Source organism: Kitasatospora sp. NPDC089913, from assembly GCF_044748625.1.
Classification (GTDB): Bacteria; Actinomycetota; Actinomycetes; order Streptomycetales; family Streptomycetaceae; genus Kitasatospora.
The window spans coordinates 57377-71783 of sequence record NZ_JBIVGI010000021.1 but is presented as its reverse complement, the minus strand read 5'-3'; the positions used below and the strand labels follow the sequence as shown (position 1 = coordinate 71783).

Below are 14407 nucleotides of genomic sequence, written 5' to 3'. Positions count from 1 at the left end.
AAGATCCACTACCGAGCGCAGGCGCACGATCCGCCGGGGGCAACGGAGCAGTCACAGAGAGCTGTTGTCCGTGAGCCGCGTCACACCGGTGTAGATCCCCCGTCAGATCGAATGTTGCCGACGGGTGTTAAGTTCCCGTTCGCCGATATCCGCACGGCGCTCATCACTTGACGAGGGGTTTACCAATGGGGTCGATATCCCCCCACTACGGTCGTCGACGCAGATCGGTGCTCGCCGCATCGATCGGCCTCGTACTGACCGTCGGCGCGCTCGGTTCCACCGCACCCGCACTGGCCGCGACCGGAGCGACCGCGCCCACGCCCGGCGCGACGGCTCCCGGCGCGACCGCTTCCGGCTCGCCCGCGCCCGGAACGGTCGCCCCGGGCGCGGACCGCACCGCCGCCGCCCAGGCCGCCGACGCAGAGCACCGCTTCGCCGAGAGCGCGGCCCTGGCCGAGGCGAAGCGCACCGGCAAACCGGTCGGGATCCCGGCCCTGACCACCGAGACCGACACCGTGGTCGCCAACCCGAACGGCACGCTCGGCCTGCGGCGCACCGTCGCCCCCGCGCGCGCCAAGCAGCAGGACGGGGCCTGGAAGGACCTGGACGCGACCCTCGCCCGGGGCGCCGACGGCACCGTCGTCCCCAAGGTGACCAGCAACCGCCTCACCCTCTCCGGCGGTGGATCCGGGCCGCTCGCCACACTCGACCAGGACGGCAAGAAGCTCGCCCTGAGCTGGCCCGGCACCCTTCCGGCGCCCGCGCTGGACGGCGAGACCGCCACCTATCCCGAGGTCGCTCCCGGCGTCGACCTGAAGGTCACCGCGAACCAGGCGGGCGGCTTCACCCAGGTCCTGGTGGTCAAGACCCCGGAGGCCGCGAAGAACCCCAGGATCAAGGACCTCACCCTCGGCATGAAGGCCGACGGCGTCTCGGTCGCCGCCGACGCCGGGGGCAACCTCAACGCCACCGACGCCGGAGGCCGGGTGGTCTTCCGCGCGCCGGCGCCCACCATGTGGGACTCCAGCACCGCCGCGCCGGCCGTGCCTGCCGCGCCGGCCGTGCCCGCCGCGCCGGCCGCGCCCGCAGCGGCGAAGGCCGGCCTCCGCGCGGCCGCCGCACCGGCAGCGGCACCGGCAGCGGCACCGGCCGGGGACGCCGCCCCCGAGCCCGCCGCCTCCGCCCCCGAGGCCCCCGCCCCCGCCCCCGCCGACTCCGACGGCCTGAAGACCCACTCGGACGCGGCCGGCCCCGGCGCCGCCGCCAAGGTCTCCCAGCTGGCGGCCACCCCGGCCGCCACCTCGCTGACCATCACCCCGGACACCGCGTTCCTCGACGCGCCGACGACCACCTACCCGGTCTACATCGACCCGACCTGGACCCCCACCAGCCGCGGCACCCAGCACTGGACCTGGGTCCAGGAGGCGTACCCGGACAAGACCCACTACGACGACTACGGCGACCAGTACGACCCCGGCGTCGGTTACCAGCAGTGGCAGGTCAAGAAGGGCCTGGAGCGCTACTACTTCCAGATCGACAGCAGCGACCTGGGTGACAAGGCCATCCGCAAGGCCAACGTGGTGGCCACCCAGTCCTACGGCGCGGCCAACAACTGCGCCTCCGAGTTCGGTGTCGTGCTGCATCCCACGCACCCCATCGACAACACCACCTCGTGGGGCAAGCAGCCCTGGGACTGGGGTGCGCTCGGCACGTTCAACCTCAACAGCGCCGGCGGCGACGGCTGCCGCGGCGCCACCACCACCGGTGAGTGGGACATCCGCCAGCACCTGACCGACAACAACTGGCGCGGCTCCCTCACCTTCGCGCTGTTCTCGGCCAACGAGTCCAAGCAGGCCGGCAACATCGCCTTCAAGCGGTTCACCCGCACCCCGAGCAAGCTGCCGTACATCTACGTCGAGTACAACCGCGCCCCGCACAAGCCGTGGAGCCTGGGCATGAGCCCGACCCCGGTGAACGCCAACGGCAACGGCTGCGGCTGGATCGGCGCCACCAACGCCGCCACCGGCATCCGGCTGTCGGCCTGGGTCGGCGACCCGGACGGCAACCAGACCGACGCCCAGTTCGAGGTCCGCGACGCCGGTGTGGCCGGCGAGCCGGTCGCCTGGGGCAGCGGCTGGGGCAATCTCGGCAACAGCAATCACGAGGCCGCCGTCGTGCCCGGCAACCTCTCGGACGGCCACACCTACTACTGGCGGGTGCAGGCCGGCGACGGCGAGCTCCCCTCGGACTGGGCCTTCGGCTGCATGTTCAGCCTGGACCTCACCCCGCCGTCGGTGCCGACCGTCACCTCCACCGACTACCCGAAGTCCGGCACCCTGCCCGGCTCCTCGAAGGTGATCGGCCAAGCCGGGGCCTTCACCGTCCAGGCGACGGACAACGCCAGCGGCATCCTCTACTACGAGTACGCCTTCAACTCGGCCATCCCGGTCGGCGGCGCGGCCACGGTCAACGCCGGCGGCGACGGCTCGGCCGTCCTCAACCTGACGCCCACCATGTGGGGCACCAACATCCTCCGGGTCCAGGCGGTCGACCGGGCCGGCAACCGCTCGCAGGAGAACACCTACACCTTCTACGCGCCGAGCGACCCGAACGACAGGACGGTCCTCGGCGACATCACCGGTGACGACCGGGTCGACCTGCTGCTGCCCGACGCCGACGACAACCTGCGCGTCTACCCGGCCGCCACCGACCCGGGGGCCACCGGCATCATCGCCTCCGACAAGGCCAACAGCCCGCGCAAGAAGGGCTGGAAGGACACCCTCGTCACCCACCGCGGCGGCAACGGCATCCACGTGGACGACCTGTACGCCTACCGCGACGGCGAACTGACCCTCTACCGCAACACCCTGACCACCGGCACCTTCACCACCACCTCGAAGTACTTCACCTCGGACGCCACGGTCGCGGTCAGGAGGCCCGTGGCCCAGCGCTGCAAGCTCCTCGACGGCCAGCCGTGCGGCTCCGCCTACACCGGCGACTGGAGCAGGGTGAAGCAGATCCTCGCGCTCGGCTCCGCCGAGGGCGGCACCCCGGACAAGACCCGCACGGACCTGCTCACCGTCGAGGACAACGGCCAGGGCGGCACCCAGCTCTGGCTGTTCCACGGCACCGCCGCCACCGGCGTCCTGGACTACCCGGTCCTGCTGTCCACCGGTGACTGGCGCGACCTCGAACTGATCGCGCCCGGCGACACCACCGGGGACGGCCTGGCCGACCTCTGGGCCCGCGACCGCCAGTCCGGCAAGCTCTTCCAGTACCCGAGCCGCAAGAACGCCGCGGGCAAGGGCGACCTCGCCGCCTTCGGCAACCCGGTGACCGACAACGCCATCGGCGTCGGCCTGACCCCGGCGGTCTACCCGGCCGTCGGATCCTCCGGCGACCTCGCCGCCGACGGCATCGCCGACCTGTGGGGCCTCAACTCCAGCGGCGGACTCGACAACTGGCGCGGAACGACCGCCGACGGCACCACCGCCACCGCGGTCACCGGATTCGCCGGACAGCCCGTCCTCGGCTTCCCGGGCGGGACCGTCAGCATCCACACGGCGCTCACCGGCCGCTGCCTCGACGCCCGCGGCGCCAACGACGGCGACAGCCTGACCCTGTGGGACTGCTGGAACGGCGACCGGCAGCACTTCACCTTCCACAGCGACAAGACCCTGCGGGTCGCGGGCAAGTGCGTCACCGTCGCGGCGGACAACCGGACCACCGTCCAGCCCTGCCCGTCCGGCCCGACCGCCCCGGTGAGCGACGGCCAGAAGTGGGAGCTGCGCGGTGACGGTTCCATCCAGAACCCGCCGTCGGGCAACTGCCTGGACCTCCCGCAGTGGAACGGCGAGAACGGGACGGACCCGGTGCTCTGGGGCTGCAACGGCGGCGCCAACCAGCGGTGGACCACCACGGCCAACGGGCCGAGCCCGCTCCACAGCACGGTCGACCGCCGCAAGTGCATCGACGCCGCCGGCGCCTACGACGGAGCGCCGATCACCGTGTACGACTGCTGGAACGGTGCCAACCAGTACCTGACCTTCTACACCGACGGCACCCTGCGGGTGTTCGGGAAGTGCGTCGCGGGCGCCGAGAACAGCGGCGAGAACCACACCCGCATGCTCCTCTGGAGCTGCCTCCCCGGCACCGATGGGAACAGCCAGCAGTGGCAGCTGACCGCTGACGGCTCCATCCGCAACGGGCCGAACGGCCGGTGCCTGGACATTCCGGGCGGCCGGGCCGAGAACGGCACCGGGCTCGTGATCTGGGACTGCAACGGCGGTCCGAACCAGAAGTGGACCACCACCTGACGGGTGGTCCGCCTCGTCCCGGCCCGGGTCTCCGCGTTCCTCGCGGAGGCCCGGGCCGGGGTCTTTCCCGGCACCGGCGGCCGGGGCGGGGGATACCCCCAGCGGGCGCGGTCCGGCCGGCCCGAGGGTCGGTCCACCGGCTGCCACCGTGGTCCGGTGGATCTTGGTCGAGCAGGCTTGAGCACATCGGCAATTCCGAGCAAAGGGAACCAATCGTGTTCAGCCGCACCGCCCGTACTGCCCGTACCGTGACCGCCGTCCGTACCGCCACCGTCGCCGCCCTGGCCGCCGCCGTCTGCGGCACCCTCATGGCCGGCAGCGCCGGAGCGATCGTCAACGGCGGCGACTCCAACGAGCGTTACCCGTTCATGGCGACCATCCCGGAGTCCGCCCCCGACTACGGCCTCTTCGACGGCAACTGCGGCGCCTCGCTGATCGACCCCCAGTGGGTGCTGACGGCCGCGCACTGCATCGCCGTCCCGGGCATCGAACTGGAGGGCATCGTCCGGGTGGGCAGCGAGCACCGGAAGACCGGCGGCACCGTCCGGAGGATCGACCGCACCTTCGTCCACCCCGGCTACGTCAACGGCGCCGGCACGGCCGCCAACAAGGACGACATCGCGCTCGTGCGCCTGGACCGCCCCGTCACCCAGCGGCCGATCAGGATCGCCGAGCCCGGACGCCCCGGCACCGCCACCCGGCTGCTCGGCTACGGCACCACCGTCGACGGCAGGTTCGCCTTCCCCGAGCGGCTCCAGGAGCTCAACACCCGGATCGGCGCCGAGTCCGACTGCGCCCCCGGCTTCGCCGACCCGACCCGGCTGTGCACGCTCACCACCAAGCCCAAGGCCATGGCCTGCCACGGCGACTCCGGCGGCCCGCAGATCCAGAAGGGCCGGGGCGGGCGCTGGGAACTGATCGGCGTCACCTCCGGCCCGGGCGCCCCCGGAGTGCCCTGCTCGGAAGGCCCCGGCCTCTACACCAACGCCTCCGCCTACCAGGGTTGGATCCGGCAGACCCTGAGGGACAACCGCACCCCGGCCCGCACCGCCGACGCCGCGCCGACCGCGGGCTGACCGCAGGCTGACCGGACCGCCACCCGACGGCCCCGCCCACGGGCCCCACCGCGCGAGCCGTCCGCCCCGGCCGCCGTTCACCCGCCGCCGACGACCTCCAGCAACCGCCCCACCAGCGGATTCGGATCGTCCCGGCGCCAGGCGACGGCCACCCGGGAGCGGGCGGTTCCCGGCCCGACCGCCCGGAACGCGACACCCCGCAGCCGGATCCGCCGGATGCCCGCCGGAGCCAGCGAGACCCCAAGCCCGGCCCCGACCAGCGCGCACACCGTCTGCCACTCCACCGCGTGCTGCACGACCCTCGGCGCGAACCCCACCGACCCGCACACCTCCGTGATCAGGTCGTACAGCCCGGGCCCTTCGGACCGGGGGAACAGCACGAACGGCTCCTCCGCCAACGCGCCCACCTCCACCGTCCGCCGCGCGGCCAGCCGATGGTCCGAGGGCAGCACGGCGACGAACGGCTCGGTGAACACGGTCCGGAAGCCCAGCGCCCCCTCCTCCCCGGCCGGCGGCGGCTCGCGCAGCAACCCGACGTCCACGGCATCCTCGTGCAGCGCGGCGAGCTCCAGGGCGGCCAGCTGCGGGGCGGTCGTCATCTCGCGGATGTCCAGCTCGACCGCCGGCAACCGCTCCCGGAACGTCCGCAGCAGCCCCGGCAGCACGGTCAGCGCCAGCGACGCGGAGAACCCGATCCGCAACCGCCCCGCCTGCCCGCTCCCCACCGCCCGCGCCGCGGCCAGCCCGTCCGCGAGGCCGGAGAGCGCCCGCTGCGCCGAGGGCAACAGCTCCCGCCCGGCCGCACTGAGCGAGACCCGCCCGGGCCCGCGGACGAAGAGGGGATGCCCGACCTTCGCCTCCAACCGGGCGATCTGCTGGCTCAGCGGCGGCTGGGCGATGCCGAGACGCGCGGCGGCCCGGCCGAAGTGGAGTTCCTCGGCGAGCACGGTGAACGCGTGCAACTGGGGGAGCGGGAGCTCGGGACGGTCCATATCCCCAGGGATACCAGACCATGGGTTCTGCGGTATTGGACGTATCACCGCAGGCCACCTAGCGTTCGCCGCATGACTGAGCGACGCACGATCCTGAGCGGATCGACCTTCGAGGAGCAGATCGGCTACGCCCGCGCGGTCGTCGTCGGCGACCACGTCCACGTGTCCGGCACCACCGGCTACGACTACCCGACGATGACGATCGCCGACGACGTGGTGGAGCAGGCCGAGCAGTGCCTGCGCAACATCGGCGCGGCCCTCGAGGAGGCGGGCTGCACCTTCGCGGACGTCGTCCGGGTGCGCTACCTGCTGCCCGTGCGCGAGGACTTCGAGCCCTGCTGGCCGGTGCTGCGCCGCTGCTTCGGGGACGTGCGTCCGGCGGCGACCATGCTGGTCACCGGTCTGGCGGACGAGCGGATGCGGATCGAGATCGAGGTCGACGCCTACCGGCCGCGTGCGGCAGGGCGGTAGCCGTTGCAGGGGAGCGGGAAGTCGGCCCGGCCGACTTCCTACTCCACCGGCTGATCTCGACCGCCGGCCGGTCGGAGCGGTTCTGACATCCTGTGGGCGTGTCGAAGAAGCAACAGCGTGCCGTGACCTTCGCCGCGACGCTGGCGGCCCTGCCGTCACCGGAGGCGGAGAGCATGGGCGGCTCGCCCGTCCTTCCGCCGGTGGCGGCCCGTGGCTTCACCGATGGCGACGGCTGCTACTGGCGGCTCACCCGCGGCCCGCTGGACTCTCGCCGGGCCGAACGGCTCGCCGTCGACGCCGACGTGATGTCGATGGGTGTCTACTACGAGGACCGGGTCGAGCGGTGGCTTCCCCGCTTCCTCCAGGCGGCCGAGCGACCGGCCGCCTGGGCGGAGGCGCGGGCCCGGTTCGGTGCCGAGGAACTGCCGATCCACGAGGCGTACGAGTTCACCGCGGAGGACGGACGGGTGCTGCTCTTCATCGAGACGTACTGCTGAGCCTGCGGCGCGCCTCGCTCCTGGCCGGTCCGCCTCCCCTCGGAGTGGGAAGTCGGTCACGCCGACTTCCCACGCGCGATCGTCTGGTCACGAGCGGGTGCGCACCCGCAGGACGCTGGTGAGCAGGGGGAGGGTGAACTCGCCCTCGGCGGTGGCGGGGTGACCCGCGAGGTGGGTCCGTGCGCGGGCCAGCAGCTCCGCCCGCTCCTGCTCCGGCATGACCAGCACGCCGGCCTTGGTGCCGAGCGTGGCGACCAGGGACTCGGCGGTCCGGCGGTGGCCGTGCGGGAACTCCGCCTGCTCGGGGGCGTGGAACGGGCTGTCCGCGCCGGTCCTGGGCAGGTGCAGCTGCGCCGTCTCGATGCGCCAGGCAGCGGGCACGTCGCGCGGGCCGATGGCGGCCGGGCCGGTGACCCGTGCGAGCCCGGCGACCCAGTCGGTCCCGTCGTCGAAGACGTTCCACAGCCCGGCGAGTACGCCGCCGGGTGCGAGCACGCGGGCGATCTCCGGTCCGGCCACGGCCATGTCGAACCAGTGCATCGCGTTGCCGGAGACGACGGCGTCCACCGACCCGTCCGGGAGCGGAATCGTTTCCGCGCTGCCCTGGAGCGCCCGCACCGAGGGCAGATCGCGCCGCAGTTCGGCCAGCATTGCCGCGTCGGGTTCGACCGCGACCACGTCGAGTCCACCCAGAGTGAGGAGGGTGCCGGTGAGCTTCCCGGTCCCCGCCCCGAGGTCCAGCACCCGCCGGCCGGGCGCCCCCGCGAGCGCCCACCGCACGGCCTCGGGCGCGTAGTCCGGCCGGTGCTCGGCGTAGGCGCCCGCTGCCGCGCCGAACGACGAGCTGTGGCGCTGTCGTTCACCGTCCGTCAGAGCGTGGGTGAATGTCATCGCGGCCCCCTGCGGTATGTGGTGATGTATCGGTCCGATGTATCGAGTCGATACATCGGACCCTAGGTGCGGCCGTTCGTCGGCGCAAGATCCGCTGGTGTCGGACGGGCAGCGGTGCAGGCCCCGAGGGGTGGGGTGCGCATGCCGGTCGGGCGGGGAGGCGGGCTGCGGAGAGTAGTGCGCGTTGCGCGGCGGGCTCCTCCGCACACTTTGCAAAGTGTGACTTTGCAAAGTGTGCGGAGGAGCGGAGGGAGGAGAGGGGGAGGGCAGAGCAGTGGAGGGGGTAGGGGCCAAGAGGCCAAGAGGCCAAGGGGTGGAAGGGGAGAAGGGGTGAAACGGTGGCGAGGCGGAGGGGTGGTGGACATGCTGGGGCCTTCCCTCCCGCACTTTGCAAAGTCATGCTTTGCAAAGTGCGGGAAGGCAAAGGCGGTGCAGGCGGCCCCTGCGGCGCAGGGGCCGCCTGCAGTGGCATGACCCCTGGCCCAAGGGCTTGGCCCTTGGGCCAGGGGCTGCCTGCGGTGATCGGTGGGAGCACGCGGGGCGGTGGCTGGGCTTCTCTCCGCACTTTGCAAAGTGTGACTTTGCAAAGTGCGGAGAGGATGGAGAGACGAGGCAAAGGTGGTGCAGGGCCCGCCTACGGTGATCGGGGGAGCGTGCGGGGCGTGCGTTCGGCGCAGCTTCGGGGCGGTGGGGGCGGATGGTGTTGCCCGGGGCGGGTGCGGCCCGGTAGACGGGAGGCTCCGAGTGCCGAACCCCACCGAAGCCCGGGAGTGTTGATGAAGATCATGCGACTGTTCGCCCTGCCCGCCGTCGCCCTCGCGCTGGCCCTGAGCGCCGCGCCCGCCGCCACGGCCGCGCCCGCTGCCGCCGCGACCACCACCACGTCCACCGTGCACATCGTCAACGCGGACGGCGGCACCACCGTGCACGCCGGTGTCGGCGACACCGTGCAGGTGGACCTGACTGCCCTGCGCGACTACACGGTGACCTGGTACTGGTACGCGCCCGCCGCCGCCACGGCCGCCGTGCTGAGCCAGACGGCGGGTACGGCCGACCCGAACGGCAACTCCCACGCCACCTTCACCGCTTCGGCCGCCGGCACCAGCGACATCAACGCCATCGGCCGCTGCGTGCCGGACCCGCGCACGGTCTGCCCGCCGTTCGTCGCCCGGTGGAAGGTCACCGTGGTCGTCTCCTGACCCCGCTCCCACGGCGGATGCCCTCGGTTCCTCCCGCAGGGGAGGGCCGAGGGCGCTTTTCGGTGTGCTGTCACCGAGGGGTGGGTGAGGTGGACGCGGCGGGGGCCGGGCGCGGGTGGTGCTGGTGGTTCAGGACCGGGTAGATCCACGCCACCAGGGCGAGCAGCAGCGTGATCGGCAGCACGGTGCAGGCGGCGACGGTCATGGTGGTCGCGGTGTCGGGGGAGTGGCGCTCAGGCGGCGGCATCGGCCTCGGACTTGCGTTCGGGGAGGTCGAGTTCGGCCCACACCGTCTTGGCGCCGGGCTCGCGGGCGAGGGTGCCCCAGCGGTCGGCGAGCGCGTCGACGAGGGTGAGGCCCCGCCCCGACTGCGCGTCGCCGGAACACGACCGCGGGTCCGGCAGGACGGGCTGCTTGTCGCCCCGGCAGTCGGACACCTCGATGCGGAGCACGGTGGTGCGCGACCGGCGCACGGAGGTGAGCGAGAGGCCCAGTTCGAACCCGCGCCCCGGTGTGCGCCCGTGGGTGGAGGCGTTGGCGGCCAGCTCCGCCACGATGATCAGTGCAGAGTGAAACGCTTCCGCGCAAAGGGAGTTGAGGCCCCAGGTGGTCAGCTGCTGTCTGGCGACCCGGCGGCCGGTCGCGGCTCCCTTGGGGGTGGAAGTGAGGAGCGCGGTGTGGGCGCGCGGCGCCGGTTCGTTGGGGGGGATTTCGGACTAAAAGCGTGCCCCCCTGGGCTTACGCTGACGATGCATCCGGTGAGCACGGTGAGTGCCTGTATGCATGCGGAAAGTGGTGTGTGACGGCTCGTCGGCCGTGACCGGGAAATGGGGAGGTCGTTATGGCGGAAGTTCAGGGTGGCGGCGACAGCGGCGATGTGCGACCGGAGTTGGAGGAGGACCTCTCCGAGGTGTCCGACTTCCTCAAGGCGATCGGCAAGCAGATCAAACTGCTGCGCGAGCGCGCAGGGTTGACGCAGAAGGAGTTCGCCAAGAAGGTCGGCTACACCGAGAGCCTGATCGGCGCGGTGGAGCAGGGGAAGCGGACGCCGCAGCGGGAGCTGCTGGAGGCGTCGGAGCGGATCCTCGACGCAGGCGGGCTGCTGATCGTCACGTCGGACGACATCGAGAGCGCCAAGGCGAAGGCGCGGGTGCGGCATCCGGAGTGGTTTCGGGGGTATGCGGGCTTGGAGGCGGTGTGCGAGGAGCTCAACGACTGGAGCATGTGGGACCTGTCGGGCCTTCTCCAGACCGAGGCTCACGCGCGTGCGGTATTTTCAATGCGCCAGCCGCTGCTGTCCGAGGATGTCATCGAGATGCGGGTGGCGGCACGAATGGCGAGGCAGGATGTCCTCACGAAGTGGCCTCGCGCCATGTTCAGCTGGGTGATCGACGAGAGCGTACTCCGTCGACCGCTGGGCGGCTGGGACGTGCACGCCGAACAGCTGCGGCGGTTGCTGGAGATCGGTAACACCCGAGGAATGGTTGTCCAGGTCCTGCCCCTGGATCGCACGGAGCATGCTGGTATGGGCGGACCGTTCGTCCTGATCACCCCAAAGGGGCGTTCGCAGATGGGCTACATCGAGATTCAGACCAGCAGTAGGCTGATCACGGGTCAGAGTGAGGTCCGGATCCTGAACGCGCGCTACGTCACGCTCAGGTCGCAGGCGCACACTCCGCCGGAGTCCCTGTCGTTGATCGAGAAGATTCTGGGAGAACGATGAGCAGCGAACTGGTGTGGTTCAAGAGCAGCTACAGCGGCGACGAGGGTGGTAATTGCGTCGAGGTTGCCGACGCGACAGCGACCGTTCTCGTCCGTGACTCCAAGGACAAGTCCGGTCCCCACCTCACCTTCTCGCCGGCCGCCTGGGAGGCGTTCGTCGAGTTCGCGCAGTCGGTCTGACGACCAGTCTCCCCCCTCAGGACCCAGCGACCGTCCACCGACCGGTGGACGGTCGCTCTTTGTGGGGGCGCTGTCGGCCCACTGTACGGGTTGTACGGGTGTCCCCCAAGGGAGTTGCTCCGTATCCTGGGCGCGCGCCACCGACACCCCTCACTTCAGGGAGAAGCGATGAGCAGCGAACTGGCCTGGTTCAAGAGCAGCCACAGCAGCAACGAAGGCGGTGAGTGCGTCGAGGTCGGCTGGCGCACGAGCGCCCACAGTGGGCCCGACGGCGGCGAGTGCGTAGAGGTCGCCGAAACGACCTCCGCCGTCCTCGTCCGCGACTCCAAGGACCAGTCCGGCCCCCACCTCACCTTCACCCCGGCAGCCTGGGAGGCGTTCGTCGCCTTTACTCGCTCCGCCTGAAGTCCAGCGCGCCGTGGAAGTCCCGGCCCTGCACGATCGAAACGGATCCGTGGAAGGTGCCGCCGCTGATCGTGTTGTGCACGGCGCCCTGCCCGGTGCGGACCGACCGCGCCTGCTCCTGCCAGCGCACCAGATCGGCACGGAACTCGGCGTCCAGCGCCGCCCGTACCGCCAGCGCCGTGCTCAGCTCGTGGGCGCGGGCCAGCTCGTTGGGCGCCCGCCCAAGAGCCACCCACTGTGCCTCGCCCGAGCTGACCGCGGGCGCGGCCTCGAAGGGCCGCCGCACCAGCACACCGAGCCCCGCCCACGCCTCCCGGCCGGCCTCCCCGCCGTCGCCACCGGCCAGTGCGGTCAGCAGTTCCACTGCCGTCGGATCCACTCGGCACCCCCTGTCACCACAGGCTGACGAAACGTCAATTCTGCTCTACGGTAAGTCCAAATGGGGGACAGGGGCGATCAGGATCCGAATATCTACAACCACATCTCGGGCGGGCACTTCCAGGGCCCGGTCTACCAGATCCGGGATGTCCACGGGAACATCACCTTCACCTGGGCTGCACCGCCGCAGAGCGCCGACGAGATCGCCTTCCGTCAGCAGTACATCGCGGAGACCCGCCGGCAGTGGGCCCGGCAGCGGGGTGAGCGGGTGGCCACCCGGACGCGACTGGGATGCGGTTGCCTCGGCCCCCCGGCCGTGGTCCTCGGGATCGTCGTCTTCTACAACATCTCGCACGACGTGATCAGCACCGTCTTCTTCTCCCTCTTCGCCGTTCCCGTCATCCTCGGCCTGCTCGTGGGCTCCAAGAGATAGCCTCGCCCCACCTGGGGAGCGGTCCGGCGTCCGGGGAAGCGCCGGAGCCGGAGGTGCGGGCTGCGGTCCATCGGCAGTAGTACCCGCACCTCTCGGTCGGTCGCCACGGCCGACGCCGCCACCGCCGGCCGGTTCGGCACGGGCGCGCCGGGACGTCGTAGGACTCGGTGCGGGTCACCTGGCCCGACGTTCTCCTGCCCCGCGTTGCCGAGGGCGATCCGAACCGCGGCCGCCCGGTCGTGCCGATCCGTACGGAGGCTGTCGTGATGCCGGAGAAGACGATGAGGGAGAAGGTGCTCGCCTACGTCGTGCGGGACGGGCGGCTGCTGGTGTTCCGGCACACCGACCACAGCTACGAGGAGGTCGGCCTCCAGGTCCCGGCCGGCAGCATCCGCCCGGGCGAGGATCCGGCCGCCGCGGCCCTGCGCGAGGCCCGCGAGGAGACCGGTCTCAGTGCCTTCGCCGTCGTGCGCAAGCCCGGCGAGACCACGTACGACCTCACCCCGTACCGGTACGAGATCCAGCACCGGCACGTCTTCCACCTGGCACTCGCCGAGCCGGCCCCCGAACGCTGGCTCAGTCAGGAGACCCACGACGGCAACGGGGCGCCCACCCCCTTCGAGTGCTTCTGGATCCCCCTGAAGACCGCCTACGTCCTCCAGTCCGGCCAAGGCGCCCTCCTCGGCCGCCTCTTCGACTGACCCGCGCCCCACCCGTCCGCAAGGGAAGTCGCTCCCTCCGACTTCCCGCGCGCCCGCTCGGGGTGCACCCGAGCGGCGGTGGCCGCCGGGCCCGCCTGAGAATGAGTGACCGCGGCGCCCGGCCGTCCGCCGGACGCCGGCGCCCGACAAGACTGTTGTGCAGATGACCAAGAGGAGCCCCCGGTCGATGTCCGAGTCCATGGCGAGGCCGAGCACACTCCTGGATCCGAGCGAGACGGCGCTGCTGGCGCGTTCGCTCGTCGAATGGATCGGCCCGGCCCGATGCAGCGACCAACTCGCCGTCGGCATGGGCTTCGCGGACTTCCGGGATCTGATCGACCGGACCCACGGGTTGGCGCGCGCCCTGCGGGACGATCTCCCCATCGCGCCCGTGGACCGGGCGCGCATCCTTCTCTCGGCGGAGATCGTCTTCGTCAGTGACCTCGCTGGTTCGGGCGTCGATTGGTCGACGACCACGGGGTTCCTCGACGGCGAGACGCTCACCACGCTGCGCTCCGTCCAGCGCGAGCTGGGCCGGACCGTCCGTTCCTACTACGGCAGGACCCCGAGCGCTTGACGGCCGCACCCGCACAGGAAGTCGGCCGCGCCGACTTCCTGTGCGGGTGCGGCAGAAACCCCACGCTCAAGAACGCCTGAATCCGATTCGCTGAAGGCTGCTCCGGGCTTTCCCGCGCTGGAAGGTCGATGCTCGATGCCCTCCGAGGAGGAACGCGCGGGAGGCGTTCGCGGAACTGCTTCTCCCGCCCTGCCTATAATGGGCAAATGATCTTCATTGTGGTGAAATTCACCGTCAAGTCCGAATACGTCGAGCAGTGGCCCGAGAAGGTCGCGGAATTCACCAGCGCCACCCGCGCCGAGCCGGGCAACCTCTGGTTCGAGTGGTCCCGCAGCCTGGAGGAGCCGGACACCTACGTCCTGGTGGAGGCGTTCCAGGACGACGCGGCCGAGGCGCACGTCACCTCCGCGCACTTCCGCGCCGCCCTGGAGACCATGCGCCCCCTGGTCACCCGCACTCCCGAGATCGTCAGCACCACGATCGAGGGCGCCACCGGCTGGAGCCGGATGGGCGAGCTCCAGGTCGACTGACTGACCGGGTGGGAGATCCTGCCGCCCGGGACCCCTCGC

17 protein-coding genes are annotated in these 14407 nt (G+C 71.4%); 12 read left to right on the top strand and 5 right to left on the bottom strand.

Translation table 11 applies throughout. The features are described from left to right. Nucleotides 1-227 precede the first annotated feature (227 nt). Entirely contained in the window at nucleotides 228-4316 is a 4089-nt protein-coding gene (locus ACIPYS_RS27660) for an RICIN domain-containing protein (protein WP_400750883.1), read from the top strand. 215 nt (nucleotides 4317-4531) lie between these two features. Beyond that, nucleotides 4532-5392, top strand: a complete 861-nt coding sequence (locus ACIPYS_RS27655; protein WP_400750880.1) for a S1 family peptidase — start codon at nucleotides 4532-4534, stop codon at nucleotides 5390-5392. A 77-nt stretch (nucleotides 5393-5469) separates the two neighbouring features. On the opposite strand, the gene ACIPYS_RS27650 is transcribed toward ACIPYS_RS27655, so the two are convergent. Continuing rightward, the gene (locus ACIPYS_RS27650; protein ID WP_400750877.1) at nucleotides 5470-6384 is read right to left on the bottom strand and encodes a LysR family transcriptional regulator; all 915 of its coding nucleotides are present in this window, start codon (nucleotides 6382-6384) and stop codon (nucleotides 5470-5472) included. Between the two features lie 72 nt (nucleotides 6385-6456). Between ACIPYS_RS27650 and ACIPYS_RS27645 the strand changes: the two genes are divergently transcribed. Further along, on the top strand, nucleotides 6457-6855 hold the full coding sequence (locus ACIPYS_RS27645; protein WP_400750874.1) for a RidA family protein: 399 nt from the start codon (nucleotides 6457-6459) through the stop codon (nucleotides 6853-6855). A 98-nt stretch (nucleotides 6856-6953) separates the two neighbouring features. Beyond that, nucleotides 6954-7352, top strand: coding sequence for a hypothetical protein (locus ACIPYS_RS27640; protein WP_159424845.1), 399 nt, complete (start codon nucleotides 6954-6956; stop codon nucleotides 7350-7352). 87 nt (nucleotides 7353-7439) lie between these two features. Here ACIPYS_RS27640 and ACIPYS_RS27635 read toward each other — a convergent pair whose 3' ends face one another. Next, complete coding sequence (locus tag ACIPYS_RS27635) at nucleotides 7440-8243, bottom strand: class I SAM-dependent methyltransferase (RefSeq protein ID WP_400750870.1); 804 nt, start codon at nucleotides 8241-8243, stop codon at nucleotides 7440-7442. Between the two features lie 776 nt (nucleotides 8244-9019). Here ACIPYS_RS27635 and ACIPYS_RS27630 point away from each other — a divergent pair. After that, nucleotides 9020-9442, top strand: a complete 423-nt coding sequence (locus tag ACIPYS_RS27630) for a hypothetical protein (RefSeq protein ID WP_400750867.1) — start codon at nucleotides 9020-9022, stop codon at nucleotides 9440-9442. Between the two features lie 70 nt (nucleotides 9443-9512). Here the strand turns inward: ACIPYS_RS27630 and ACIPYS_RS27625 are convergent, their stop codons facing one another. Then, complete coding sequence (locus ACIPYS_RS27625; protein WP_400750864.1) at nucleotides 9513-9689, bottom strand: hypothetical protein; 177 nt, start codon at nucleotides 9687-9689, stop codon at nucleotides 9513-9515. Then, nucleotides 9676-10152, bottom strand: coding sequence for an ATP-binding protein (locus ACIPYS_RS27620; RefSeq protein ID WP_400751056.1), 477 nt, complete (start codon nucleotides 10150-10152; stop codon nucleotides 9676-9678). Before ACIPYS_RS27620 ends, ACIPYS_RS27625 begins: the two co-directional genes overlap by 14 nt. Nucleotides 10153-10283: 131 nt before the next feature. On the opposite strand from ACIPYS_RS27620, the gene ACIPYS_RS27615 reads away from it, so the two are divergent. The 3 genes from ACIPYS_RS27615 to ACIPYS_RS27605 all read left to right on the top strand — a co-directional run bounded on the left by ACIPYS_RS27615 (nucleotide 10284) and on the right by ACIPYS_RS27605 (nucleotide 11749). Continuing rightward, entirely contained in the window at nucleotides 10284-11165 is an 882-nt protein-coding gene (locus ACIPYS_RS27615) for a Scr1 family TA system antitoxin-like transcriptional regulator (protein ID WP_400750861.1), read from the top strand. Then, on the top strand, nucleotides 11162-11344 hold the full coding sequence (locus ACIPYS_RS27610; protein ID WP_400750858.1) for a DUF397 domain-containing protein: 183 nt from the start codon (nucleotides 11162-11164) through the stop codon (nucleotides 11342-11344). The genes ACIPYS_RS27615 and ACIPYS_RS27610 overlap by 4 nt, the downstream gene beginning before the upstream one ends. A 168-nt stretch (nucleotides 11345-11512) precedes the next feature. Next, nucleotides 11513-11749, top strand: a complete 237-nt coding sequence (locus ACIPYS_RS27605; protein WP_400750856.1) for a DUF397 domain-containing protein — start codon at nucleotides 11513-11515, stop codon at nucleotides 11747-11749. Here the strand turns inward: ACIPYS_RS27605 and ACIPYS_RS27600 are convergent. Then, entirely contained in the window at nucleotides 11733-12128 is a 396-nt protein-coding gene (locus ACIPYS_RS27600; protein ID WP_400750853.1) for a hypothetical protein, read from the bottom strand. The two genes, ACIPYS_RS27605 and ACIPYS_RS27600, sit on opposite strands and share 17 nt — an antisense overlap. A gap of 60 nt (nucleotides 12129-12188) precedes the next feature. On the opposite strand from ACIPYS_RS27600, the gene ACIPYS_RS27595 reads away from it, so the two are divergent. From ACIPYS_RS27595 to ACIPYS_RS27580, 4 genes are all read left to right on the top strand, one after another. Further along, nucleotides 12189-12560 carry a hypothetical protein gene (locus tag ACIPYS_RS27595; protein ID WP_093859786.1) on the top strand — a complete coding sequence of 124 codons (372 nt, stop codon included), beginning with the start codon at nucleotides 12189-12191 and terminating at the stop codon, nucleotides 12558-12560. 266 nt (nucleotides 12561-12826) lie between these two features. Then, nucleotides 12827-13261, top strand: a complete 435-nt coding sequence (locus tag ACIPYS_RS27590; protein WP_400750850.1) for an NUDIX domain-containing protein — start codon at nucleotides 12827-12829, stop codon at nucleotides 13259-13261. Between the two features lie 187 nt (nucleotides 13262-13448). Then, nucleotides 13449-13838 (top strand): hypothetical protein, encoded by a 390-nt coding sequence (locus ACIPYS_RS27585; protein ID WP_400750847.1) that lies wholly within the window; start codon nucleotides 13449-13451, stop codon nucleotides 13836-13838. A gap of 206 nt (nucleotides 13839-14044) precedes the next feature. Then, nucleotides 14045-14368, top strand: a complete 324-nt coding sequence (locus tag ACIPYS_RS27580) for a putative quinol monooxygenase (protein ID WP_093859784.1) — start codon at nucleotides 14045-14047, stop codon at nucleotides 14366-14368. Nucleotides 14369-14407 lie beyond the last annotated feature (39 nt).